Below are 24,425 nucleotides of genomic sequence, written 5' to 3'. Positions count from 1 at the left end.
TAAGCGTTATGATCGCCTTATATTCTTCGAGTCTGGTTGAAAGGACTACACCACGCTTGCCTCGGCTGAATATAGTTGTATAAATCCGGAATCTATGAGCTAGGTTCGAGATTTCGATAGTCGAAGGAGCGTGCGGAGTTTGGTCGATCACTTTCCGTTCAAGTCGGCGCTGGTTACCGGCGGCGGCGGGTTCATAGGCAGCCATCTCGTGGAGCGGCTGTTGAAATTAAACGTCAAGGTTACCTGCTTGGATAATTTCTCAGGCGGGAAAATGGAAAATATTTCAACCTATATTGACAATCCGCTGCTTACCGTCGCGAAAGCGGACATTACCGATTACGACGGCATCGTCGATCTGTTCAAAGGCATTGAAATCGTGTTTCACCAGGCCGTTTCCAAAAACAGCGTATGCTTGATCAATCCGAGATTGGATTTGAGAACGAACGCGGAAGGCACCTTTAACGTGCTGGAGGCTTCGCGGACGCATGGAGTGAAGAAGATCGTACATGCTTCCACCGGTTCGGTCTACGGGGAACCCCGCTACGTGCCGGAAGACGAACTTCATCCGACGGAGCCCGTTTCCTTCTACGGCACCAGCAAGCTTGCGGCGGAGAAGTATGGCATGGTGTTCCGGCAGCTTTACGGAATGGACGTTTCCGTTCTCCGGTATTTCCATGTCTACGGACCGAGACAGGAAGACAACGATTACGGCGGGGTTGTGTCCATTTTTATTAGAAGGGCGTTAAACGGCCTTCCGCCCATCATCTTCGGAGACGGCAGCCAGATCAGATCGTTCACATACGTCGCCGATGTCGTGAAAGCGAATCTGCTCGTCGCTTGCTCCCCGGCTGCGAGCGGAGAAATTTACAACTGCGCTTCCGGGCTGAAGATACCGATCCGAAGGTTGGCCGATATCGTGCTCGAGCAGCTGGGAAGAAGCGATCTCCGCATTCAATACTCGGGCTGGAAACCGGGAGACATCAAAAACTTCGATATCAGCAATGACAAAATCAAGAACATCGGCATGAGCTTCGACTGGGACTTCGAACAAGGCGTCGCGGCAACCGTTCAATGGCTGCGCGGCAAGTATGGGGGGCAAGCCGGATGAAGGTATTGCATCTCCCGTATGGAATCGGCATCAGCGCTTTGAGCCGCGCGCTTCGCGGTCAAGGCGTCGACGCCGCTTCCCTCAGCTTGCTAAATCATCATTACTCGTATTTGGCAGACATTCGCATGCACGCCGACAATGTACCGCTGGACAAGGCCAATCGAATGCTGAAACATTTTTTCGAAGAAGCGCTCGACCGGTTCGATATTTTCCACTTTCATTTCGGAGAGACGTTCTTCCCGGACAAGCGGGATCTTAAGCTTATAGCCGACAGAGGTAAAAAGATGGCGATGTTTCATCGGGGGTCGGAAGCGCGAATCTTGTCGATCGCCCGATCGTCCGGCAATCCGTACGTCCGGGTCAAAAAGACGTGGCCGGAAGCCAGAATCCGATCCAACCTGAAGCTTCTATCCTCCTATATCGATCATGCCTGCGTTCCGGATCACGAGCTGCTGCCATACGTGAAGCCGTATTACAAACATGTCCATGTCGTGCCTTATGCCATCGATTCAGCAAACTACATGCCGAAGTACCCCGCTCCTTGTTCCGAGCCGCTTATCGTCCATGCTCCGTCGCGCCAGGATCTGAAAGGAACGAAATATGTACTGGATGCGGTCGCCCGCCTGAAGAAGGAAGGACATCGCTTTGTTTTCAAGCTCGTTGAACGGATGCCGCACGATGAAGCGCTGCGGCTGTATCGGGAAGCCTCCATCGTGGTGGATCAGCTGTTGATCGGTTCTTACGCCAATCTAAGCATGGAAGCGATGGCAATGGGGAAGCCGGTGATTTGTTACATCCGCGAGGATCTTCTCCGTACATTTCCCCCGGATTTGCCTATCGTCAATGCAAATCCAGTAACTGTATATGACGCAATCAAAGACCTGCTCACGCATCCGGAGAGATGGGCATCGCTTGGCGAGCAAGGCCGGCGTTATGTGGAACGCAATCATGGCTTGGAGAAGGCGGCAAAATCGTTGATTCGAGTTTATCAGTTGCTTTAACTTTTCCGATCGGCCTTATGCAAGCGCCTCTCCTAACGAACAAGAGGCTTATTCGTGAACCGAGGAAGCATTTGCTCCTCGGATCGACGGGAATAAGCCTCTTTTTGCGCAGTTGTTCAAACGCCTCTTCCGGCAAGAGCATCCTTAACGGCGGCGACGAACTCGGCAGCCCGATGGCCGTTCGTATGGCCGGCGTGAATAAAGTCATGCCCGCAGTCCGTAATCGCCTGTCTTGCCGCTTCGTCGGCTCTGTAGCGGAGCGCGAGCTCGCGAATGTCCGTCCGGTTGCAGGCGACAAAGTTGTCGCCGTCGCGAAAGCCAAGCTCTTCGATGTCCGGATTGGATTCCGCGAGCATCAGCGTGCGGCAGCCGGGTATTTCGAAAAACTTGGCGACGGGTATGCGCAAGCTGCTGCCGCAAGTAAACGAAATCATCGACCCATTGATCGCGCTCGCGTATTTCTCTTGCACGAACAGCCCGGGACGATGGGAAGCGAGATGACCGGGATGGCGATAATGGACGAACCCTTTGCAACCTGCCATTTGTTTCAGCGTTTCATGGCGGAACGGATATTTCTGATCCATTAGTCCCATCAGCGAATAATCGACGTTCTTCGGCAAGCCGTAGTCTTTGATCACGGACGGATTCACGCCGAACGGCAGCCAGCGGAACCTCGGCTCGGTATCAGGGAACGCCTTAAGGAAAGGATACTTGCTTGCGGAGAAAATAAGATCAGGCTTGGCCTTCTTGCTGAAATAATCGCGCCTTCCCGCGGGATAGTAATGGACGTCCAACACGTAACACGCCTTCAGAATATTGACCTTGTTAAGATTGGCGATGCTCGGCGCGAACGCATTATGCCATTCGATGTCATAATGAAAGATGACGTCTGGTCTCTCCGGCATTTGGTCCAAAATGTCCAGAATATTGCCGTCCTTGTGCCAATAATGGACGTCCGCAACCTGTTCGATCGCGGTAAGCATATCGAATTTGTGGGAATGCTTGGGCATCTGATCCGCGAACCGCTTCACCAGCATCAACACGCGAAGTGGTCTCTCCCCGTTTATCGTTGGTTCTTCAGCCACTGCTCCTCGGGTACCTCCTTCAGCTTCACGGCGGGATTGCCTGCCACGACCGTTCTTGCGGAGACGTCTTTGGTTACTACGCTGCCAGCCGCGACGACGCCGTCCTCGTGGATCACCTTGCCCGGCAAAATGGTGGCGCCGGCGCCAATCCTCCCCCCCCGCTTGACGGTCACTCCCTTAAAGCGCTCGAACCTCTCGTCCGTCCGGGCCAAATAATTGTCGTTTGTCGTCACAACGCACGGAGCCACGAAAACGTAGTCCTCCAAGATCGAGTAGGCGCAAATATAGCTATTCGTCTCGAGCTTGCAATGGGAGCCGACGACGCAATCGTTCTCGATCGCCGCTCCCCGCCCGATAATCGTCCGCTCTCCGATCCGTACCCTCTCTCTCACGGTCGCCATATCGGCGACGAAGACGTCCCTCATCAAGTGCGCTCCGCGATAAACGACCGCGCCAGTGCCGATTGTGCATCCTGGTTCCACGATAACAGGCCGAAGAGTCGACCCTTCCGTCGTCGTGGCGGAGTTTTTCGCTTTCGTCGGCAGCTTGCCGATGACCGCATGATCTTGAATGCGCACTTCGTCGCCGATGACGCTTTCGTCATGAATGACGACATGGTGGCCGATGATTACGCCCGCGCCGATCACGACGCCGCGTCCCAACGTGACGTTGTCGCCGATGCTTGTCGTACCGCTCATAGGATCACCATCCTTGGGTATAGTCCATTACTTTCCCGATAATATAATCTTGCTGCTCCTTCGTCAGATGAGGCGACAACGGCAACGCGAAGGAATGGGCGCACGCCGTCTCCGTGACCGGCAGATCGCCCTGCTTGTAGCCCAGGCCTGCGAGAGCCTTCTGCAGATGCAGCGGGCAAGGATAATAATGGCCGGTAGAAATGCCGTCCTGGCTAAGCTTCGTCGCGAGCGCGTCGCGCCCGTGAAACTGTGTGACGTACAGGTGGTAGACATGCCCGGCATGCCGGGGCGCGGCCGGCAACCGAAGCGGTGTGTCCCGCAGCCCTGTGTTATAATATTCGGCGGCCTGCCTTCTGCGTTCGTTCCAATCGTGCAGACGGGCCAGCTTCACCCGAATGATGGCCGCCTGAAGGGGATCCAGCCTGCTGTTTACGCCGATCGCCTCGTGGAAATATTTTTTTCGGCTCCCATGTCTCGCAAGCAATCGCACGCGGTCGGCCGCACGTTCGTCGCTCGTGACGACGATGCCTCCGTCTCCGTAGCCGCCAAGGTTCTTAGTCGGGAAGAAAGAAATGCACCCGATGTCCCCGATCGCCCCGACCTGCCGGCCCTTGTACGTTGCACCGATCGACTGGCAGGCATCTTCGATAACGACGAGCCCATGCCTGGCAGCCAGGTCGGCGAATGCGTCCATCTCCGCCGGTTGACCGAAGACATGGACCGGCAGGATCGCCTTCGTGCGGTTCGTTATCCTTCGTTCCGCATCCTCGGGACAAAGGTTGTACGTCGTCTTATCGATGTCGGCGAACACCGGGACGGCGCCTCTGCGCACGATGGCTTCGGCCGTAGCGAAGAACGTGAAAGCCGTCGTGATCACTTCATCCCCCGGTCCGATGCCGGCCGCTTCGAGCGCCAGCGCCAATGCGTCCGTGCCGTTGCCGACGGCAACCGCGAAAGACGATTCGGTAGTCGCGGCGATTTCCTTCTCCAGCGCCTCGACTTCGGGTCCCGCGATATATTCCCCGCTGTCCATAACCCGCCGGATCGCTTCGTCGATCTCATCCTTTAGTTCCAAGTATTGCGCCCGCAAATCGATAAGCGGTATATTGTTCATCCCTCTTCACCCCATCCATGACATCTTCCCCATATGAAAGAACTGCCGGTCAGGCAGCTCGACGACGGCTCCGCTCGAGATCGACCGATAAATGGCAAGTACGGTCTCGATGGCCGCCAGCGAACCCGCAGCGGATACTAGCGGCTCTTCTCCCGAACGAATGGACCTGATCAAATCGCGGTACAGCGGGGTATGGGAGATCGGTGCCGTCTCCGGTCGCTGCGATTCCGGCCCCCCTCCCCGTTCTTCGAATCGCCAGTCGCCGACCGTTCCCAGGGCCGGGCCTTCGATCAAAGCCGTTCCGCTCGCGCCGAACAAACCGATCGAAGTTCCCAGCGTCTGGGGATACACATTGGTAGAAGCTTCGATCATGCCGATCGCTCCGTTCTCGAACTTCAACAAGGCGGCTCCCACGTTCTCCACGCCGATCGGCTGGGCGACGGCGGCGCCGAGTGCGTACACGGACGCGACTGGGCCCATGAGCCACAGCAGCAAATCCACGTAATGGATACATTGGTTCATGAACAGGCCGCCGCCTTTGCTCCAATCCTCCCTCCAAGGTCCGCCTTTGTAATACCCCATGTTTCGGTTCCACCTCAGCGAGACAGTACCGTGGCCGATCTTCCCGAACCGTCCTTCTTCCACGGCTTCTTTCAGCGCCGCCATCTGCGGCATATAGCGGGCTTGAAACGATACGGCAAGCGTCAGGCCCCTTCTCTTCGCTTCGTCGACCGCTTCGGCAGCCTCTTCTAGCGAAAGCGCCAACGGCTTCTCGACCAAGACGTGTTTGCCCGCGCGAAGAGCACGCACCGACAGCGCCGCATGCGAATCGCTGCTCGTCGCGACGACGACCAGTTCCGCGTCGGAATCGCGCAGGAGCTCGCCTACGTCGGTATATAGCTTCGAGCCGGGAAACCGCTGTTTGCCCCCCGGACTCGCGAACCGCTCCAGCCTTTCTGCCGACAGGTCGCACAACGCGACGACGCTCGCCTCTCTCCCGAGCTCGGCGATCGATGCGACGTGTTTCTCCGCGATGGCCCCGCACCCGACGATCGCAATACGTAATGAACCCATTTTCGGCCTCCTATTCTCGTTACTCTCGTATTTCTCTCTCGTCATTCATGCAATCCAGTATATGTAAGTACGGCTCAAAATGATATGGACGAAGATTGGAGCGGCTACGAAAATAGGTATTCACATGGTTGGCTGCAACAGTCCATTCCGATGCCGCAGGAATAAACTATCGAATAAGAATCAGCCAAACCACCGCCATTCAAAGATTTAAAGAGGTGAAATAGCCATGAAAATCGCGACAGTCGTCGGAGCGCGCCCCCAATTCATCAAGGCAGGACCGCTTAGCAGAGCGATCCGTTCGGCGCACGAAGAACGGTGGATCCATACCGGCCAGCATTACGACGAAGCGATGTCCGGCGTCTTCTTCCGGGAGCTCGGCCTTCCCGAGCCGGACTATCGGCTCGAAGTCGGCTCCGCCCCGCACGGCGCGCAGACCGGCCGGATGCTCGAGGGCATAGAGTCCATCCTCAAGGACGATAAGCCGGATGCCGTGCTCGTCTACGGCGATACGAATTCGACGCTTGCCGGAAGCCTTGCGGCCGCCAAATTGTCCATTCCCGTCGTGCACGTGGAATCGGGGCTTCGGAGCTTTAACAAGGCAATGCCGGAGGAAATCAACCGCGTCTTGACGGATCATCTCTCCGCCGTCCTGTTCTGCCCGACGGACGTTGCCGTAACCAACTTAAAGCGTGAGGGCATCGATAATCGCGTTCATCTTGTCGGAGACATTATGTACGACGCGGTACTTGAATACAGCGCTCGCGCGAAGGAGCATTCAGACGTGCTGGAGAGAGTGGGACTGGCTCCGGGCTCTTATTGCCTCGCCACCATTCATCGGGCGGAGAATACCGATTCGGCGGCGAACATGACGAACATCTTGGAAGCATTCGGCAAGCTGGACCGGTTAGTACTGCTGCCGCTGCATCCGCGGACGCTGGGTTACATCCGGCGGTGGGGGCTGGAATCGATGCTAGGGCATCCGAACCTGATAACATGCGCGCCGCTCTCCTATCTGAATATGCTACGAGCAACCAGCGAAGCGTTCGCCGTCTTAACCGATTCCGGCGGCTTGCAGAAGGAAGCTTATATGCTTAAGGTGCCTTGCCTGACGATCCGCCGCGAGACCGAATGGATCGAGACGGTGCAGGCGGGCTGGAATCGGCTCGCGGAAGCGAATGCTCACGCGATCATAAGCGAATACGGCAAGCTGGGCAAACCTCGCCGCCATCCTCGCCTGTTCGGGGATGGTCGCGCGGCCGCCCGGATGGTTCAGGTGATGGAGCGTTATTTTAGTAAAAGTTGATGTAAGACGGCAGGGACTGCCCGTATGAATCTCGCGGACAGTCCCTCTTCATGTTGCGCTATAACCCGGCATAAATGTCTCCGAGCCTTTTCTCCATCTCCTGCCAGCCGAAAGTCGTTCGAATGGCCTCGCGGGCGTTCCTCCCCATCTCGGCGAGTTGCTCCGGATTGCCGTACAGCTGCTTGAACGCTTCCGCGTATTCCGAGGACGACGGATTCCTTCCGGGCAGCACGATGCCGCATTGATGCTCTCGGACGACCGCACCCATCGCTGCCGCGGCATTCACCACGACCGGCACGCCGCTATTCAGCAGGCTGAAAAACTTGTTCGGAAGCGCGTAATGCCGATTCGACGTGGATAAATCGAAATAGATGTATCCCGCGTCGACATCCTTCCATTGCTCCGTTAGCGAATCGAAATTTACCCATCCGTAATCGAACCTCGGGTCGTTCCGCAGGAAGTTCTCCCACTCCTTCTGCTCTCCCCGCTTGACCATCTGTACTTTGCCGAGCACCTTGAACCGTATGTTCAACCCTTCGTCGGACAAACGGTCCATCACCGCTTTAATCTTGGCGGGATTGCCCTTCGCCTTCGTTATCATTCCCTCGTAGCCGATGACGAAGGGGATCTCTCCGCGGTCCGCTGCTCCTCTACCTATCCCAAGCTCCTCCTCCGACACCCATTCTGGCGAATTGTAGATAAGGCTGATTGGAATGTGGGGATGACGTTTCGCATAGATCGTAGCGATCGGCCGGGATACCGTAATGAGATGATCCGCTTCTAGCATGAGCTGACGCAATACCGTAGTATCGGCTTCCAGCTCGTGCGCGTCGAAGACGACTTTGACCGATCGGCCTTCCTCGGCTAACTTCCTCTTGATCAGAACGGCCTCATAAAGCGTCTCCGGCTCGTGCGCGTGATAGACGTCGGCGGACACGTCGAGCGCCGCGGCGAACAAGCCGTCCGGAACATGCCCGTAATGGTGCCCTCGAAGCGTCTCCAGCATCGCTCTCAGATTCGGAACGATGTGCCTCGCCCGGTACGTGCGGATATGAATGCCATCCAGATCAAAATGTTCCCCCCCGTAATTCGACCTCGGAAGCGGCTGGCGGTTCACGTCGAGCAGCGCGCCGTTCATCCGCGGCGCCATGATCGTGACGTCATGACCCATGGCCGCCAAGCTCCGCGCCTGCTTCCGGCATACCCTTACGTCGAGGAAGGAATGCCTGCGGATCAGCTTGCAAACGCGCAGCTGGTTCATGATACCGCTTCGCCTCCCCCGAGCCTAATTACGGCGGCGCGTCCGCTTCGTCCGCTCGTCGCGTTGCGTGAATCATAAACGAGCGGCGCGTATTCTAGCAATTCGTCGAGAGGCATGACGCTATGGTTAGTGGCGATAATGACGCCATCCAGACTGCCCAGAAACTCCGGCGTCAATTCCGAGCTCGCCATCGCCAGCTCGCCTACCTTCAGCTTCGGCACATAGGGATCGTGATAATAGACCTTGGCACCTTCCAGCCTAAGCAGTTCCATCAAATCAATGGAGGCCGACTCGCGGTAATCCGCGATATCCGGCTTGTAGGCCGCTCCGTAGACAAGTATCGACGAATCGGCCAGCGGCTTGGGCGCGATCGCCTGCTTTAGCTGCTGAATGATATACAGCGGCATCCGGTGATTGATTCCGTTGGCTATTCCGATAAATTCCGAGTCCATGCCGAATTTCTTGAGCCTCCATTGCAAATAAGACGGATCGACGGGAATGCAATGCCCTCCGATGCCGGGACCCGGGTAGAAGGGATGATAGCCGAAAGGTTTCGTCGAAGCGGCCGTGACGACCTCCCACACGTCCAGCCCGAGCTTATCGCAAGCGATCGCCATCTCGTTGATGAAGGAAATATTGATCAGACGGTAGGCGTTTTCCAATATTTTCGTCATCTCCGCGGCGTCCGTGCTGGATACCGGATGCACCTGGGGAAACACGTGGCGATAAAGCTCGGATACGCGTTCCAGGCAACGCTCGCTTATGCCACTCACGATTTTCGGTATCCGCTGAAGCGGAAACCTTTCGTTGCCCGGGTCGACGCGCTCCGGCGAGTAGGCGACATGGAAATCCTCGCCTGCGCGAAGGCCGGACTTGCCTAGCAGCGGCATCAGCACTTCCTTCGTCGTGCCCGGATACGTCGAGCTTTCCAGCACGACAAGCTGCCCTTTCCGCAGCTGTGTGCCGATCTGCGCCGCAGCCAACGTCAGATAACTCAGGTCTGGCGTACCGTATGCCGTTAGCGGGGTCGGAACGCAGATGATGACCGCTTCTGCCGCTTGCGACGCGGAATATTGGCTCGTCGGGAGGAACCGCTCCGATGCGATCGCCTCCCGAATATCCGCATCGCTTACTTCATGAATATAGCTGCCGCCATTCTGAAGCTTTGCGATCTTAGCCGAATCGGGATCGATGCCGATCACTCTAAACCCATGCTTCGAGAACAATAGGGCTAGCGGGAGTCCCACATATCCGAGCCCCATAATCGCGACGGTGCGATTTTCATCGGAATTTTCATAGATATGCTCCTTCGTCGAATACAATTCTCTCTCCTCATTTCCAGCCTTTATATAAAAAACAGCTAGAATACTATATGAACAGGCAGCCTGCAACGAATGGACGAAACGACACAAAAATTGGAAATAAGCGGTCGCCGAGCGACTTGATCATGCCAAAAAACCGTCTTCATGGCATCTTGCGTGCCCTGAAGACGGTTTTCTTTTCGATCTGCGCGGAAATGCTTTTTCTATTCGAGCAGTCTGCCGCCGAACCGGTGGCCGTAAGGCCGAATGAGCTCGTCGCTGCTCTTGGTCGTACGCGGCGGGAAGATCCGCTCGACCATCGCGTTAAATTCCATAATGTAATGCTGGACGGGATAGCCTTGAACCGAATCGTTCAGGTAAGCGTTCATCCGGCCCACGAAATCGGGATTCGCCGAAACGTACACGAGCTCAATGTCGGGTCTCATGGCCTTGACGGCATCCGTAATTTCCGCGGTCAATTCGTCGGTAAGCTTATCCTGCCCCGTGGACAAAGCCCCCATTCGCCTGCCGGCTTCCACTCCCTTGGAGCCCGACAAGCCCATATACGTCCGGCTTAAGGAATTAACTCCGCCTTCTTGCTGGACACTCTCATCCAGCGAGACGGCCACGTAGGCATTATGATCGGCCAGCATTACGACGGCGTTATGAATGCCTTCCACCTCGTTCGTCAGCTTGTCGCCGAATTCGGGCTTAACCTCGAGCCGATAGTTTTTGTGGGATCCGACAAGGTTATTGCTATTCAAGCGGCGGCCGTTCACCCGGTTCATCTCGTTTTTCTGATCGTCTGCAAACCGTTTGTCTGGCAGCAAATTGCCGTTCGCGTCATATCTCACTTGATTTGTTCGAATGTTTTTGTTACCTAGGTCGCCTTGATTTTCCATCGAGCAGCCGCCGAGCATCGCCCCGAGCACGACGCTTGCCGTCAGGATTGTCCACATGTTGCGGTTGCGCATGAGCATCCTCCTCCTATTCGTAAAACCAACAATGATGATCGTGCGATAGATGCCTTTCTTAGCGTTTGCCGAATGCCTTCTCGCTATTCGTCCATTGACTTTCGGAAGCCGGAGTCTTACAATTGGTATCAAGTATTAGTATCTGGTACTAAAATTTAATAATAATAACCGATAAAGGATGTGCAGTGATGAGACAGGATCCTCTTGCAGCAACGAATGCGCCGATGTTCCGCTCCCTTGCCCGCATCGCCGCGATCGGTACTTACGTACCGGAACGCAAGCTAACGAACGCCGATCTCGAAAGGCTTGTCGATACGTCCGATGAATGGATCTTGCAGCGGACCGGCATCCGGGAACGGCGGATTGCCCGAGATGACCAATATACGAGCCACCTGGCTTACGCCGCCGTTGCCGATCTTGTGGCCAGATATGACGTACGTTTGGATGACGTCGATTACGTGATCGTCGCCACTTCTACGCCGGATACGGTATTTCCTAGCGTCGCGGCCGGCGTGCAGGCCCGCTTCGGCATCAAGAGCTGCGGCGCGGTTGATATTCAAGCCGCTTGCGCGGGCTTTACAGCCGGCTTGCAGCTTGCGAACGGGCTGATCCTCTCCGGACTTCACCGCAAAATTCTGGTCATCGGCGCCGATGCTTTGTCCAAAATAACCGATTATACCGATCGTACGACATGTATCCTGTTCGGAGACGGAGCCGGTGCCGTTCTTGTCGAGCGTACCGAAGAAGGGGACGGTCATTTCATCGCATCCTATAACAGCACCGACGGCGATGGAGGACGCCATGTCTACTGCAGCCATCTCGCTCCCGCAATCGGCGAGTACGGGCTCATCATGAACGGCAAGCTTGTGCAGAACGGGCGTGAAGTGTACCGATGGGCCGTGAGCAAAGTGGCGGAAGGCGTCGCGGAGCTGCTTCGCAGCGCGAATGTTGGACCGGAGGAGATCGATTGGTTCGTCCCGCATAACGCCAATATGCGAATCATCGAAGCGTTATGCGAGCGAACCGGCTTCCGGGGAGATCAGGCGATCGCAAGCATCGCGAAACACGGCAACACTTCGGCCGCCTCCATACCGCTGGCAATGGACGAAGCTTTGAAGGATGGCAGGCTGAAGGCGGGCCATACGCTTCTGCTTCACGGGTTCGGCGGAGGTCTTACGCAAGCCGGAACCATCCTGCGCTGGTCGCTTTAAGAGGTTGTTCAAAAAGCCCACTTTTGATCACGATGTATACCAAGCAGCATATTCGACATCGAATCTTGAATTCTGCCGTATTTCTCATTTTCGTCAATGTAGATGAACAAATAGAGCCGTTCTCCAGAGGATTTTTTCCTCAAGGAACGGCTCTTTGCGAATGCGGCTTCAATCTGTTTTGCTTATATTTTGACACTGGAAATAATTTGCGATCCGATTCCGAAATCGACCGCGACCTTCCCCGTCCGCTTCGCGATCTCATGGGCGAGCACGACAGCGTTTACGCCGCAAGAGACGAGCGCAATATCGAAATCGTCCTTGCGGCTTTCGATCTTCGCAAGCGTGTCGGTCATCATCTCGTACCGTTCGAATGTCAGCGTGAAAGGCACCGTCAGATTGTACGGAGGCCGGATAAGCCGCTGCTTCGTGCCGCCGGCCCAACGCGAGATGAGGATGACCCTGCTGCCTTGCTCCGCCAGCATCTCCCAGAACGGTTTATGATAGATCAGCTCCTGGTTCACAATCGCGTTGCATACGGCTTTGGGCTGAAGTTGGAAGTGGTTGAAAATTTTGTCCGTGAGCGGGCGCTTGTGGCTCGGATGCGCACGGATCGTCCTGTCGTTCTGCGCGAGAATGCCGACGATATCGGCTTCCCGAATCGCTTCCACCATCCGGTCGCGAATTTCTAGATTCGGGATCTTCACGCCTTTCCGGCCTTGATTCGCGATTTTGACCCATAGCTGGCTTAATGTTTGCTCCATCGTATAGACCGAATCCTGCGACAATACAAAGTTTTCGCCGTCCCCGATCCTTACGAGAAAGTAAGGTGTCTTAAGTTCCAAGGCGGACCGGAGCCTTGCCACGATTTCGTTTTTATCGAGCAATTGATCATTGGTAATATGAGAAATCAATCCATCCACACCTCCGGGTTAGGGTACACATATACACGCTCATCCAACAGTATATGTGCCCTTCCGGCGATGGATTGGACCCTTATCTAGACGTGAAACGGCCTGGGGCAAAAGGGGCTACCGCTGCTTGCCGCTTCGCATCCAGGCTCCCCTCCAGCATGTCCGCCACGAGATGGGCCGTAACCGGGCTGAGCAATATGCCGTTGCGGTAATGGCCCGCCGCCATGATCCACTCGCCGTCTCTGGTTATCGGGCCGATGAGCGGAAGACCGTCGCGCGTAGCGGGTCTGAGGCCTGCCCAGCTATGCGCGGGTTTTATCCCTTGCAGGCGAGGAAGCCATCGATCGGTCGCCCGAGTGAGACGACCGATGCCTTTGTCCGTGACGGCTGTCTCGTAACCCGCCACGTCTTCGGATGCGCCGCATACGATTCTGCCGTTCCGCTTGCCGACCCAGTATGCCTGGCTCGAAAAGACCATATGCCGCAAAATGCCCTCCGGGCTATCGAACGAACAAATTTGTCCGCGGATCGGATGAATCGGGATCGATATCCCCAAAATGTCCTCGTACGACGTAGTCCAAGCCCCCGAGCAAATGACGACGCGGTCGCCGCGAATCGGGTTCGCTAGGCCAACGTTTATCGCACCGATCTCCCCCGCATGCTCCAATATCGTCACGCCAAGCCGTCTGCATGCGGCTGCCAGCGCATCGACCAGCTTCGGCGCGTACACATGGCTTTCTTCCGGAATAAAGACGGCGCCAGCAGCTTCATGGGAGAGCCCCGGCTCGAGCTTCCGCAGCGCGGCCGGATCGACAAGCTCCGCACGGGCGCCCCAATCGTTCTGCCAGCGCATCCTCCCCTCCGCGGGAAGCACATCCGCCTCGTGCTGGAATACGTTAAGGCTGCCCGATTGTTCCCACTCGACCGCAAGGCCCGAGCACTCCTCTACTGCCCGAACCCATTCCGGGTACAGCTTCAAGCTGCTTAGGCAAAGCCGGAAAAATGAATCCGGCTGTTCCCCGTTTTCGGTGAACGGCGCAAGCATCCCCGCTGCGGCGCCGGACGCTTGGCCGCCGAGCTTTCCCGGCTCCGCAAGCGTGACCTTAAATCCGCGGCGCGCCGCTTCGAACGCGCAGGACAAGCCGATGATGCCTCCGCCTAACACGAGGACCGATTGCGTCATTGCTTCGCCTTGCTTCCGCCGGCGAACAAGGATCCGGCTTCATCGCTGCTGGCAGACGCATAACGTTTCTTCGGGATTCGTCCGGCGAGATAAGCGAGACGACCGGCTTCGATCGCGAGCGCGAACGCCTTCGCCATCGCCGCCGGATTCCCTGCCTTCGCCACTGGGGTGTTGGCAAGAATGGCGGCTGCGCCAAGCTCCATCGCCTCCGCGGCGTCCTTGGGCGAGCCGATGCCCGCGTCCACGATGACGGGTACGCGCGCATCCTCGATAATGAGAGACAGATTATATGGATTGAGCAGCCCGAGCCCCGTCCCGATCGGAGATCCGCCCGGCATGACAGCAGCGGCGCCTGCCTCTTCCAGCCGTTTGCACAAAATCGGATCGTCCGAGGTGTAAGGCAATACAACGAAACCTTCCTTCGCGAGCTGCTCCGTCGCTTTTAACGTCTCGATCGGATCGGGAAGCAAAGTGACGGGACTGCCGCTAATCTCCACCTTGATCCAGTTGCCGAGCCCCGCCGCGCGGGACAGCCTTGCGATTCGCACCGCTTCTTCCGCCGCGCGTGCGCCTGACGTATTAGGCAAATAGGTCAGCTCTCTCCCGTCCAAATGCTGCAGGACTGAATCATCTTCAGCATGATCCAAATTGACGCGCCTTACGGCGAATGTGACGATTTCGGAGCCCGATGCCAGCAGCGATTGCTGCAGAAGCGCCGGACTCGGGAATCGTCCCGTACCGAACAGGAACCGGGAACCGAACGTTTGGCCGCCAATCGTAAAAACATCCTGGTTCATCAACCGTCATCCTCCCCCCACGAATTGAATGAGCTCGATCCGCAAGCCATCCGCCAACGCCGTCTCCTGCCAACTTCCTCGCGGTACGATCTCGCCGTTCAGCTCCGCGACCAGACGTTTGTCCCTCTGACCGAGTTCGAGCAGAAGCGACTCCAAGTTGGAGGCGGACGTGCGATACCGATTGCCGTTCAGCGTTAGCTCGACCAACGCGGCGGCCTTTAACGGACGGTCTCCTGCTTCCCGATTGCGCCGCCCCTCCGCTTCGTCCAGCTTCCGAAGGAAGGCACGGCAGGTCGCAGCCGGATCGGGACTAGAGACGACGGCCGACACGGCGCATAACCGCGTTGCGCCCGCTTCGATGACGGAATCCGCGTTGCCCAGCGTAATGCCTCCGATCGCGACGAACGGAATTCGGATGTTGCTTGCCGCTTCCCGGACGTAAGACGTCGTCACGGCTTTGCGCCCCGGTTTCGTATCCGTCGGGAACACCGGTCCCACGCCGATATAATCCGCCCCGGCTTCTTCGGCCCGCAGCGCATGCTCAAGGCAATGGGTCGAGATGCCGATGATTTTGTCCTCGCCGAGCAGAGCCCTTGCCTCCAGCACGGTCATGTCCTCCTGTCCGAGATGGACCCCGTCGGCACCGACCTCCATCGCGATATCGGGATAATCGTTGACGATGAACGGAACGCCGTACCGTCGCGTCAACACCCGAAGCGCCCGCGCCTGCTCCAGCACCTGTTCCCTCGTTCCCGTCTTGTTGCGCAGCTGGAGCATGCCCGCCCCTCCGATCAACGTCTGTTCCATGACTTCGATCACGGATCTTCCGGGATGGTTGCTCTCCGCTGTAATCACATATAACCGCACCCGATCCCAGTTCACGCGATTTCTCATCGTATCGTCTCCTCCTGTCCGTGATACATTTGGCTCACGTATGCGTTGCATAACGTCTCGGCTTTCGCGATATCGGTCGTACCCTGAACAAGCACCCTGCCGTCGGGGAACAGCACTAGCCGTACCGCCCTCGGCCGAGGCAGCTCCGCTTTGACCAAATAACGGTTAACCGTCAGCCGGCAGCCTAATGCTTGCAGTTTCTCAGCGATAGAATCGAGCCGCAGCGGCCCTTCCATCGTCACTTGCACCGTATCTCTCCCGCATAATACGGCGGGAAGGGCAGCCGGACGCCCCGCTAACGGGGAAGCTTCAACTTCAAACGCTTCTCGTTCCGTTCCGCCACCGCAATGGGGGCAGCCCGGGAAGTACGACGGCATCTTCGACTCACGAAAGCCGAAGTTCCAAATATCCGTTCGAACCCACGTCCCCCTAATGGCATCGCGGTTTCCCGTCAGCCATTTGATCGCTTCGACGGCCTGGAGCGCGGCGACGAATTCGACCGTTGCGGACAATACGCCCATGCTGTCGCAAGTTTCGCCCTCCTCCGCCTCTTCCTCTCCGCCGATCAGGCAGCGCAGGCAAACCGTACGGCCGGGAATGAGCATCGCGCTCATTCCTTGCGAAGCCGTCGCGCCTCCATACAAGAACGGTATGCCGAGTCGGAACGCTTCGTCGCTCAGCATAAGACGCGTCGCGACATTATCCGTACCGTCGAGAATCAAATCGACGCCTTTTGAGAAGCCGCGTACGTTGCCTTCCCGCATATCCGCGACGTGAGCTTCCACCGTCACTTCCCCGTTGATGCGCCTGAGCTTGCCGGCCGCGGCTTCCGCCTTCGGCAGTGCTCTTCGCGCGTCCTCCTCGTCGAACAACGTCTGCCGCTGAAGATTGCTCGGCTCCACGTAATCCCTGTCAACAATCACGAGCTTGCCGACGCCGGACCTCGCCATATGCTGCGCAAGCGAAGCGCCGAGGGCGCCGCAGCCGGCAATCATGACGCTGGCTTCGCGCAGCCTGCGCTGACCCTCATCGCCGATCGGCGCGAAGCGGACTTGACGGGAATACCGATCGGTCCAGCCGCCGCGCTCCGATTCCGATATCCCCTGAACCTGCGACTCAAGCATAAATCGTGTTTCCCCCGGCTTTGAACGCCTCCGACTTCTCCTTCATCCCCGCTTCGATCGCTTCCGTAGTTTCGAGTCCATTCTGCGACGCGTATTCCCGGATGTCCTGCGTGATTCGCATACTGCAAAACTTCGGACCGCACATCGAGCAGAAATGCGCCGACTTGGCCGCTTCCGCGGGCAGCGTCTCGTCGTGGTAAGACATCGCCCGTTCCGGGTCAAGCGAAAGATGGAACTGGTCGCGCCAGCGGAATTCGAAACGCGCCTTGGAGAGCGCGTCGTCGCGCAGCTTCGCGCGCGGATGCCCCTTCGCGAGGTCGGCCGCGTGGGCGGCGATTTTGTAAGTGATAACTCCTTCCTTAACATCCTCCTTGTTCGGCAGACCGAGATGTTCCTTCGGCGTGACGTAACATAACATCGCCGTCCCGAACCAGCCGATCATCGCGGCGCCGATCGCCGAAGTGATATGGTCGTATCCCGGCGCAATATCGGTCGTCAGCGGCCCGAGCGTGTAGAACGGCGCTTCGTCGCATACCGCCAGCTGCCGATCCATGTTTTCCTTGATCAGATGCATAGGTACATGCCCCGGACCTTCGATCATGACCTGGACGTCATGCTTCCAAGCGATCTTTGTCAACTCGCCAAGCGTATCCAGCTCGGCGAATTGCGCATCGTCGTTGGCATCGGCGATAGAACCCGGGCGCAATCCGTCTCCCAGCGAGAACGATACGTCATATTGCTTCATGATGAGGCAGATGTCTTCGAAATGTGTATACAGGAAGTTTTCCTTGTGATGCGCGAGGCACCACGCCGCCATGATCGAGCCGCCGCGGGAGACAATGCCCGTCACGCGCTTCGCCGTCAGCGGGATGTACCTAAGCAGCACGCCAGCATGGATCGTAAAATAGTCGACGCCTTGTTCCGCCTGCTCGATCAGCGTATCGCGGAACACATCCCAGCTGAGGTCCTCCGCTTTGCCGTTCACTTTCTCGAGCGCCTGATAAATCGGAACGGTGCCTACCGGAACCGGCGAATTCCGCACGATCCACTCTCTCGTCGTATGGATATTTTTGCCTGTGGACAGGTCCATGATCGTGTCGGCGCCCCATCTCGTCGCCCATGTCATCTTCTCGACCTCTTCTTCGATCGACGACGCGACGGCCGAATTGCCGATATTCGCGTTGATCTTTACATGGAAGCCGCGACCGATAATCATCGGTTCGCATTCGGGATGATTGATGTTCGCCGGGATGATGGCGCGTCCTCTGGCCACCTCGTCCCTGACGAATTCTGCGCTCATCCCTTCCCGGATCGCGATGAATTCCATCTCCGGGGTTACGATGCCTTGACGGGCGTAATGCAGCTGCGTTACGTTCCGGCCCTCCATCGCGCGCAGCGGCTGCCTGGAAAGGTTAGGGAACAGCTCCGCTCCGCGCTGTTTGGCCTTGTCTTCCGACGCGAAGCCGTTGTCTTCCGGTTTCACCTCTCGGCCTTCGTACCGCTCTACGTCCGACCTGCCCGTAATCCAAGTCTCCCGCAGCGGCGGCAATCCTTTCCGGACATCCGCTTCATACTCCGCATCGGTATAGGGGCCGCTCGCATCGTAGACGAGCACAGGCTCATTCGGTTCCTCTTCTCCGCTGCGGCTTTGGCTGGCTGTCAGCGCGATCTCGCGCATAGGCACCCGAATGGAAGGATCGCTCCCCTCTACATACAATTTGCGGCTGCCGGGCAACGGCGTGGTCAATATCGGCATAACAAAAAAACCTCCTCATGGAATTTTGGGAATTCCACCTGGAGGCATACGCAACATATGAGAAAGTTTACGGGCGCTGGCCGACGCGCTCGGAACTTCGATGGGACATTGCTGACGAATAGAGTCCCGTCAACAAGCTCCTACTAGGTTCGCGTCGCGGCTGCGCGCATTGACGACGATCCGGCCAAGCGGAGTTTCAAACATCCGCGACTGGCATAGGCCGAATTCTGTGTCCCACTTTCCTACGCTGGCATGACCCAGATCAGGTTCAAAGGGACCAAAGCAATCGCTTTATCTCAGCCTTTCGGCGCCCCTAGTGGATTTCCTTGTTTGACTATACTGCCAGCCGCGGACGGCTGTCAACCATATTCTTCTTGATCGCTACAACTTAATCTTCGTCTGGAACAATCCCGCTTGCCTTGCCGCCATATAAATAATGACGATCAGCGGACCGATAAAGACGCCGATTACGCCAACAAGCTTAAAGCCGACATAAAGGCTGATGAGCGCGGGCAGCGCGCCGATGCCAACGGAATCGCCGAGAATTTTCGGTTCGACGATGCGACGGAATACAGTGATGACGAGGAACAACACGATCAAGCCGACACCTGTGAAAATATCGCCGGTCAGAATGAGATAGGATGCCCAAGGGACAAGCACGGAGCCCGTTCCCAGAATCGGCATGATGTCCACGATAATGATCACGAGCGCGATCGCCATCGGATATTTGATGCCCAGAATCAAGAGTCCGATCAGCGAGACGATATACGTCATACCGCTTAGAATAATCTGGGAGCGAAGAAATCCGAAGATCGACTTGCGCAGGTTGTTCAGCATTTGATCCACTTGCGGCCTCGACGATTCCTCGAAAAAGGACAACACGGACGCTTTCATCGTGTTCAGACTGAAGCTGAACATATAAACCGCGACCAGGAAAACGATGAAGAAGATGAACATGCCAGGCAGCGTCGAGGCGAAACCGACGATGGTCGTCGAGAGCTTGCCGACCATCGACGTGATGGTATTCGTCAGGCTCATCAGATACTCTTCCAGCGTAGCGACGGCGTCTGGCGGGAAGTTCTGGTACAGACCTTTGGCGTCGGCGAGCAGCTGATCGACGAACGAATTTGCGTTCTCGAAATAATTCGGCACCTTTTCCAGGAAGGCGATCAGCTCGGCGATGATTTTCATCCCGAGCAGCACGATCAGACCGACGAGAATCGCGGTGAACAAGGTGCTGGATATGACGGAGGATACCAGCCGGTTCAATCGGAATCTCTTCATGAGCAGGCCGTTCAGGGGCTCCAGGAAGATCGCCACGACAAGCGCCAACAGGAACGGCGCGCCTACGGTAAATACCAAATAAATGAGCAATAAGCCTACTGCGATGAGTACGATTGTCCGAATCGACATGCGGGATATCCCTCCTTGCTCTAATTCTATTCCAATCTTGCTTCGCGCATGTGGAAATCAACGTCTCGGTAGTACATGTCTTTCACTAGCAAGTTCGGACCGCAGCAAGCGGCGGCGGGGCAATGGCAGTTCACGCTTTGGGCAAGCGAATGCTGCAGCCACTTCTCGAACACGTCGTCCAGCTTCGAATCGGCGATGTTGCCGAAAGCCGGCACGTCGGAGAAGTCGGTCACGAACACGTCGCCCGTGAATAGGTTGACATTCAGCCGGTTGCGCCCGTCCGGGTCGTTCCTGACCGTCACGTTCGGCTCGCCCGCAAGTCTACGAAGCAGCCTCCGGTCTTCCGCATCGTCGCTGCAATGGTAGAACGGAAGCGTTCCGAACAGCATCCAGACCGACGGGTCGCGGTTGTCCAGCAGCAGCTCCACTGCACTTCGCATTTGTTCTTTCTTAATGATGGGCAGATCTTTGGCGAAGGAGCTAGGGTACATCGGATGGACTTCATGTCGCCCGCAGCCCATCTCCACGATGAGCCGATGAATCTCGTCGATCCGGTCGTACGTCCGATAGTTGATCATCGACTCGGCGGACACGAGCACGCCCGCGTCGCTTAGTCTCTTCGCGTTGTCGATCATCCGGCCGTAAAGCTTTGCGGCCGCTTCCTTCGACACGGAATGTCCGGCTTTGGCGAAACCGATCTCGTGGAAATCATCCGCCGATGTGTAGTTGAAGGATATATGCATGACGTCGAGATAAGGAGCGAGCAGCTCATACCTGCCGTACGGCAGCGTTACGTTGGAATTGATCTGCGAGCGGATGCCTCGGTTTCTGGCATACTGCAGGAGAGGAACCATATAATCCTTGACCGTACGTTCCGAGAAGGTCGGCTCGCCGCCCGTAATGCTGATCGTCTCCAAATGCTCGACCTCGTCCAAACGCTTCAGCATTTGATCCAGCGGAATTTTGGCTGGCTCCATCATGACCAGGGTATCGCCAACGGCGCAATGCTCGCAGCGCATGTTGCACAGGTTCGTGACCGTCATCTCCACGCTCGTCAGCCGGTGGCGGCCGTATTGCTTTAAGGAATTAAGAGGGTCCCATGGATCATTGGAAGGCGTTAGTGGAGGCAACGTCCCGCGGGACTTCATTCCTATATGTGGAAAACTCGTATCTAGCATGTTTATTGGTTTCATCGGCTTTCAGCACCTTACTTCAGTTCTAGTCTTTATGCACTTCTTTTATTGTAATGTCAGACGGTACGGGAAGCAAATGCAATCGCAAACCGCAGGCCGTTTTCTACCGTTCGCGGCGCCAAAAAAGAGGCCTTGCGGCCTCTGCTTCTTTCGCGTTCATGAGAAAAACTCCAATCGGAGTAATTCGAGGATGTGCGACCGCGTTTAAGCGGAAGTTTTTATCGCCAATCAGAAAGATCTTCTTTTACGCTATGTCGCTTTAAAGAACTTAAACTTCCTGATGTGGTCAGATGCCGGATACGAGGGGAACATCGGTCTCTTGATCGTTCACTCCCACGATCATGACCGTCAGCTGCTTGGACAAGTCGATCTCGTATGGCACCTTCAAATCTTCTCCCGCCTCGTTGCTCAATATCCGGACGACAGGCCTATGCGGGTAGGCATTGTTCAGGTCGACCACGACGCCGCGCTCGCCCGTCTTCAAGCTGACCGTCATTCCGATTGGGTAGATGGCAACCTTATCCCGGAACAGTTGAAGCATTCGCTGCTCGTAGAGCGTTCCGGAACCGGCATACAGCCGTTCCATCGCATCGTGCGGCAGCATTGGAGCGCGATATACCCGATTCGTCGTCATCGCGTCGTAAGAATCGACCAACCCGATCCACTTCGCGTAATCGTGAATTTCGTTTCCTTTGATCCCGCGCGGATATCCGCTTCCGTCTAATCGTTCATGATGCTGGAACGCGCAATGCGCGACGATCAGCGGCAAGTTCGGCTCATCCTTGAGCAGCTCGAATCCGATCTGCGGATGCCGTTTCATGAGCTCGAATTCATCGTTTGTAAGTTTATCCGGTTTCTTCAGCACGTTGACGTTGATCTGCGTCTTGCCGATGTCGTGAAGCAGCGCTCCAAGCCCCAGCGTCGTCACTTCCTCGCGCGAATAACCGTTCGAAAGTCCTAGCAGCGTGGAATATACGCATACGTTAAGCGAATGCTGGAACAAGTAGTGGTCCACAGTACCCATGTTCATGAGCATGATCATCGCTTCTTCTTGGTTCGATAAATCGTCTATGATTAAATTCATCATGGCTTTGAAGGGCTGGGCGATATACGGGTATGCGGCGCCCTTCCGCTTATGCGGACGGTCCATCATCTCACGGAAATTCGTGCGAATTTCCTTGATGGCCATACGGAACGTTTCTTCGCGGATCAGGGAAGGCGGGATGATATCCTCAGTTCTCGAGTCCTCGACGTACACGTATTGAACGCCGCATTCAGCCAACCGGGTGATTAGTCGGTTCGTCAGCTCCATACGGTCACCGAGCAGGACGATGCCGTCTTCCGAAAATATTTTTTTGGCCAGTCTCATGCCCGGCTTGCATTGCGTAATGGATAGCAAACGCATTTTCTCGGTCCTTCCCCGCTGTGACTTCTTAACTATACATATCGGATTTACCCGCTTGTATTGTTAATTTACGTGAAAATGCGTTTTTACGCAACCATATTATGCTAAAAGTTCGACATTTTTCTCCGAAATACTGCATAATTTCGACGAAATCCACCTAACGGCGGTGCCATCGATTCTCTCTGCAGCTCATCAAAGACTCCGAATGATCCAATTCGCGCTCAATGACGTCGCGAATGAACTCCGGAAGGTAAAACTGGAAGCTCTCCGCCTCCGCAAGCGACTCGTAGCCGACTTTAAAGCTGAACATATCGATCGATCCGACCGCGTACAGCCGATCATCGTCGAACGCCTCTCCGTTCACTACGATTTGCATGATCCGATCCAAGTCCGGCCGGTCCATATCGTAAGTCACCGTCATGCCGTCGATCGCAAGCGTGCCCAGCACCTCTCCACGGAAGCCAAAACCCTTGATTGGCTTATGAATGTACGAATCCATAAGCGACTGCTCCAGCGCGGTTCGAAGTTTAGAACCGCGAATGCTCATCCTGCATGGGTTTATCGGCGACGGACAAATGGCATGCAGCTCGCCGGCGGTTACATCGCCTTTCGCCAGACCGCCAAGCAGCTGGCCCGCGTTGACAAGCCCGATCTCTGCATTCGTCCAGCGTCTCAGCCCGGCGGCAAGCAAATTCGCGAGCGGATTCTCCTTAGCCGCGTTGGACGGAAGCGGCTCTTTCAGAACGGCAGCGACTCTCCCCAGCTTAAGACGGCTCGATTCGCGGTAAGAGCTAATGCATGCCTCCGCTTCTTCCTTCCCGGAGAAAGCGCCGGTCGGCACGCAGGAACCGCGGAGGACAGGGCGGGACGCGTCCTCGTCCCATGTGATCTCGACCCTGCCTACGTAATCGCCGAATTTACCGGCCGCGCAAATCATGGCGCCGTTCACGAGCAGCGGCTCCTCTAGCAAGTGATGGGTGTGGCCGCCCACAATAAGATGAATGCCGGGAATTTCTTCCGCGATGGTTCGATCCAGCGCAATTCCGAGATGAGACATAACGATGATGACGTCCGACTCGTCCTTCAGCCGCTCCGCTTGGACGCGGATCGCCTCCAGCGGATCGGTTGTCTTCCAGCCAAGCAGCTCGTAAAATTCGCAAAAGTTGGCGGTTGCGCCGATCAGGCCGATGCGAAGGCCGTTCTTCCGCAGCACGCGGCTCGGACTCATCCAATCCGGGCATTCCCCCGATTCGCTGAGCGCCATATTGGCGCATATGACCCCGAATTCGGCAACGTTCCCGTACAGGCTAGCCAGCACTTCCGGCGTATAGGTCAACCCTTCGTTATTGCCGAGCGTGACGGCTTCGTACCCGGCCTCCTGAAGCAGCCTGACGTTCACGAGACCCTCGCTTCCTTCCGTCTCCTGCCTCATGCGGTCCATATGATCGCCGCAATCGACGGCCAGCACGCGATCCGCTCCCCATGTTCTCCGTTCTTCCGCGATGATAGAGGCGATTCTCGCGGCGTTCTCCAGGCGGCTATGAATATCGTTGCTGTGCATGAGCACTACTTTTTTCTCCAAGCTTTCGAAGTTATCTCTCATCCGAAGCACCGCCTTC

The 24,425-nt window shown here is 56.5% G+C and carries 21 protein-coding genes and 1 riboswitch; of the genes, 4 read left to right on the top strand and 17 right to left on the bottom strand.

The annotated features are described in order from the left end of the window. Positions 1–139 precede the first annotated feature (139 nt). A complete protein-coding gene (locus tag RB620_RS02705) occupies positions 140–1,108 on the top strand; it encodes an NAD-dependent epimerase/dehydratase family protein (RefSeq protein ID WP_308091979.1) in 969 nt (322 codons plus the stop codon). Next, positions 1,105–2,109: a glycosyltransferase family 4 protein gene (locus tag RB620_RS02700; RefSeq protein ID WP_308091978.1), complete on the top strand. Its 1,005-nt coding sequence runs from the start codon at positions 1,105–1,107 to the stop codon at positions 2,107–2,109. The genes RB620_RS02705 and RB620_RS02700 overlap by 4 nt, the downstream gene beginning before the upstream one ends. A 116-nt stretch (positions 2,110–2,225) precedes the next feature. On the opposite strand, the gene RB620_RS02695 is transcribed toward RB620_RS02700, so the two are convergent. From RB620_RS02695 to RB620_RS02680, 4 genes are read right to left on the bottom strand one after another with little or no spacing between them, the layout of a single operon-like run. Continuing rightward, entirely contained in the window at positions 2,226–3,194 is a 969-nt protein-coding gene (locus tag RB620_RS02695; RefSeq protein ID WP_308091977.1) for a glycosyltransferase family protein, read from the bottom strand. Further along, positions 3,173–3,892, bottom strand: a complete 720-nt coding sequence (locus RB620_RS02690) for an N-acetyltransferase (protein WP_308091976.1) — start codon at positions 3,890–3,892, stop codon at positions 3,173–3,175. Before RB620_RS02690 ends, RB620_RS02695 begins: the two co-directional genes overlap by 22 nt. A gap of 4 nt (positions 3,893–3,896) precedes the next feature. After that, on the bottom strand, positions 3,897–5,006 hold the full coding sequence (locus RB620_RS02685; RefSeq protein ID WP_308091975.1) for a DegT/DnrJ/EryC1/StrS family aminotransferase: 1,110 nt from the start codon (positions 5,004–5,006) through the stop codon (positions 3,897–3,899). A gap of 6 nt (positions 5,007–5,012) precedes the next feature. After that, positions 5,013–6,080, bottom strand: a complete 1,068-nt coding sequence (locus RB620_RS02680) for a Gfo/Idh/MocA family protein (RefSeq protein WP_308091974.1) — start codon at positions 6,078–6,080, stop codon at positions 5,013–5,015. Between the two features lie 226 nt (positions 6,081–6,306). Here RB620_RS02680 and wecB point away from each other — a divergent pair, with 226 nt between their 5' ends. Then, positions 6,307–7,383, top strand: coding sequence for a non-hydrolyzing UDP-N-acetylglucosamine 2-epimerase (gene wecB / locus RB620_RS02675; RefSeq protein WP_308091973.1), 1,077 nt, complete (start codon positions 6,307–6,309; stop codon positions 7,381–7,383). A gap of 58 nt (positions 7,384–7,441) precedes the next feature. Here wecB and RB620_RS02670 read toward each other — a convergent pair whose 3' ends face one another. The 3 genes from RB620_RS02670 to RB620_RS02660 all read right to left on the bottom strand — a co-directional run bounded on the left by RB620_RS02670 (position 7,442) and on the right by RB620_RS02660 (position 10,919). Further along, positions 7,442–8,644: a glycosyltransferase gene (locus tag RB620_RS02670; protein WP_308091972.1), complete on the bottom strand. Its 1,203-nt coding sequence runs from the start codon at positions 8,642–8,644 to the stop codon at positions 7,442–7,444. After that, positions 8,641–9,966: a nucleotide sugar dehydrogenase gene (locus RB620_RS02665; protein ID WP_308091971.1), complete on the bottom strand. Its 1,326-nt coding sequence runs from the start codon at positions 9,964–9,966 to the stop codon at positions 8,641–8,643. The genes RB620_RS02670 and RB620_RS02665 overlap by 4 nt, the downstream gene beginning before the upstream one ends. Positions 9,967–10,169: 203 nt before the next feature. Continuing rightward, positions 10,170–10,919, bottom strand: coding sequence for a YhcN/YlaJ family sporulation lipoprotein (locus RB620_RS02660; protein ID WP_308091970.1), 750 nt, complete (start codon positions 10,917–10,919; stop codon positions 10,170–10,172). Between the two features lie 188 nt (positions 10,920–11,107). Between RB620_RS02660 and RB620_RS02655 the strand changes: the two genes are divergently transcribed. Beyond that, on the top strand, positions 11,108–12,130 hold the full coding sequence (locus tag RB620_RS02655; RefSeq protein ID WP_308091969.1) for a ketoacyl-ACP synthase III: 1,023 nt from the start codon (positions 11,108–11,110) through the stop codon (positions 12,128–12,130). A 182-nt stretch (positions 12,131–12,312) separates the two neighbouring features. Here the strand turns inward: RB620_RS02655 and RB620_RS02650 are convergent, their stop codons facing one another. The 10 genes from RB620_RS02650 to RB620_RS02605 form a co-directional block, all read right to left on the bottom strand. Further along, positions 12,313–13,041, bottom strand: coding sequence for a GT-D fold domain-containing glycosyltransferase (locus tag RB620_RS02650; protein WP_308091968.1), 729 nt, complete (start codon positions 13,039–13,041; stop codon positions 12,313–12,315). Positions 13,042–13,123: 82 nt separating this feature from the next. Further along, positions 13,124–14,224, bottom strand: coding sequence for a glycine oxidase ThiO (gene thiO / locus RB620_RS02645; protein WP_308091967.1), 1,101 nt, complete (start codon positions 14,222–14,224; stop codon positions 13,124–13,126). After that, the gene (locus RB620_RS02640) at positions 14,221–15,021 is read right to left on the bottom strand and encodes a thiazole synthase (protein WP_308091966.1); all 801 of its coding nucleotides are present in this window, start codon (positions 15,019–15,021) and stop codon (positions 14,221–14,223) included. The genes thiO and RB620_RS02640 overlap by 4 nt, the downstream gene beginning before the upstream one ends. A 6-nt stretch (positions 15,022–15,027) precedes the next feature. Further along, complete coding sequence (thiE, locus tag RB620_RS02635) at positions 15,028–15,915, bottom strand: thiamine phosphate synthase (protein ID WP_308091965.1); 888 nt, start codon at positions 15,913–15,915, stop codon at positions 15,028–15,030. Beyond that, positions 15,912–17,039, bottom strand: coding sequence for a ThiF family adenylyltransferase (locus tag RB620_RS02630; RefSeq protein WP_308091964.1), 1,128 nt, complete (start codon positions 17,037–17,039; stop codon positions 15,912–15,914). The genes thiE and RB620_RS02630 overlap by 4 nt, the downstream gene beginning before the upstream one ends. Beyond that, complete coding sequence (gene thiC / locus RB620_RS02625; RefSeq protein WP_308091963.1) at positions 17,032–18,795, bottom strand: phosphomethylpyrimidine synthase ThiC; 1,764 nt, start codon at positions 18,793–18,795, stop codon at positions 17,032–17,034. Before thiC ends, RB620_RS02630 begins: the two co-directional genes overlap by 8 nt. Positions 18,796–19,017: 222 nt before the next feature. After that, a riboswitch (TPP riboswitch) is annotated at positions 19,018–19,120 on the bottom strand. Between the two features lie 56 nt (positions 19,121–19,176). Next, on the bottom strand, positions 19,177–20,208 hold the full coding sequence (gene ytvI, locus RB620_RS02620; RefSeq protein ID WP_308091962.1) for a sporulation integral membrane protein YtvI: 1,032 nt from the start codon (positions 20,206–20,208) through the stop codon (positions 19,177–19,179). Between the two features lie 26 nt (positions 20,209–20,234). Then, positions 20,235–21,356 carry a radical SAM/CxCxxxxC motif protein YfkAB gene (yfkAB, locus tag RB620_RS02615; protein WP_308092152.1) on the bottom strand — a complete coding sequence of 374 codons (1,122 nt, stop codon included), beginning with the start codon at positions 21,354–21,356 and terminating at the stop codon, positions 20,235–20,237. Positions 21,357–21,687: 331 nt separating this feature from the next. After that, a complete protein-coding gene (locus RB620_RS02610; RefSeq protein WP_308091961.1) occupies positions 21,688–22,806 on the bottom strand; it encodes an HD-GYP domain-containing protein in 1,119 nt (372 codons plus the stop codon). 157 nt (positions 22,807–22,963) lie between these two features. After that, the gene (locus RB620_RS02605) at positions 22,964–24,409 is read right to left on the bottom strand and encodes a bifunctional metallophosphatase/5'-nucleotidase (protein WP_308091960.1); all 1,446 of its coding nucleotides are present in this window, start codon (positions 24,407–24,409) and stop codon (positions 22,964–22,966) included. Positions 24,410–24,425: the final 16 nt, after the last annotated feature.

It is taken from the genome of Paenibacillus sp. LHD-117, from assembly GCF_030929555.1.
Classification (GTDB): Bacteria; Bacillota; Bacilli; order Paenibacillales; family Paenibacillaceae; genus Pristimantibacillus.
The sequence above is the reverse complement of the archived record's forward strand: the minus strand, read 5'-3'. Positions and strand labels throughout refer to the sequence as shown.

What these genes read in the sequence shown, in the direction of transcription:
- RB620_RS02700 (WP_308091978.1), top strand. Translation starts at nt 1,105, where the DNA reads ATGAAGGTATTGCATCTCCCGTATGGAATCGGCATCAGCGCTTTGAGC.
- RB620_RS02690 (WP_308091976.1), bottom strand. Translation starts at nt 3,892, where the DNA reads ATGAGCGGTACGACAAGCATCGGCGACAACGTCACGTTGGGACGCGGC.
- RB620_RS02685 (WP_308091975.1), bottom strand. Translation starts at nt 5,006, where the DNA reads ATGAACAATATACCGCTTATCGATTTGCGGGCGCAATACTTGGAACTA.
- RB620_RS02680 (WP_308091974.1), bottom strand. Translation starts at nt 6,080, where the DNA reads ATGGGTTCATTACGTATTGCGATCGTCGGGTGCGGGGCCATCGCGGAG.
- wecB (WP_308091973.1), top strand. Translation starts at nt 6,307, where the DNA reads ATGAAAATCGCGACAGTCGTCGGAGCGCGCCCCCAATTCATCAAGGCA.
- RB620_RS02670 (WP_308091972.1), bottom strand. Translation starts at nt 8,644, where the DNA reads ATGAACCAGCTGCGCGTTTGCAAGCTGATCCGCAGGCATTCCTTCCTC.
- RB620_RS02660 (WP_308091970.1), bottom strand. Translation starts at nt 10,919, where the DNA reads ATGCGCAACCGCAACATGTGGACAATCCTGACGGCAAGCGTCGTGCTC.
- RB620_RS02655 (WP_308091969.1), top strand. Translation starts at nt 11,108, where the DNA reads ATGAGACAGGATCCTCTTGCAGCAACGAATGCGCCGATGTTCCGCTCC.
- thiO (WP_308091967.1), bottom strand. Translation starts at nt 14,224, where the DNA reads ATGACGCAATCGGTCCTCGTGTTAGGCGGAGGCATCATCGGCTTGTCC.
- RB620_RS02640 (WP_308091966.1), bottom strand. Translation starts at nt 15,021, where the DNA reads ATGAACCAGGATGTTTTTACGATTGGCGGCCAAACGTTCGGTTCCCGG.
- thiE (WP_308091965.1), bottom strand. Translation starts at nt 15,915, where the DNA reads ATGAGAAATCGCGTGAACTGGGATCGGGTGCGGTTATATGTGATTACA.
- RB620_RS02630 (WP_308091964.1), bottom strand. Translation starts at nt 17,039, where the DNA reads ATGCTTGAGTCGCAGGTTCAGGGGATATCGGAATCGGAGCGCGGCGGC.
- thiC (WP_308091963.1), bottom strand. Translation starts at nt 18,795, where the DNA reads ATGCCGATATTGACCACGCCGTTGCCCGGCAGCCGCAAATTGTATGTA.
- ytvI (WP_308091962.1), bottom strand. Translation starts at nt 20,208, where the DNA reads ATGTCGATTCGGACAATCGTACTCATCGCAGTAGGCTTATTGCTCATT.
- yfkAB (WP_308092152.1), bottom strand. Translation starts at nt 21,356, where the DNA reads ATGAAGTCCCGCGGGACGTTGCCTCCACTAACGCCTTCCAATGATCCA.
- RB620_RS02610 (WP_308091961.1), bottom strand. Translation starts at nt 22,806, where the DNA reads ATGCGTTTGCTATCCATTACGCAATGCAAGCCGGGCATGAGACTGGCC.
- RB620_RS02605 (WP_308091960.1), bottom strand. Translation starts at nt 24,409, where the DNA reads ATGAGAGATAACTTCGAAAGCTTGGAGAAAAAAGTAGTGCTCATGCAC.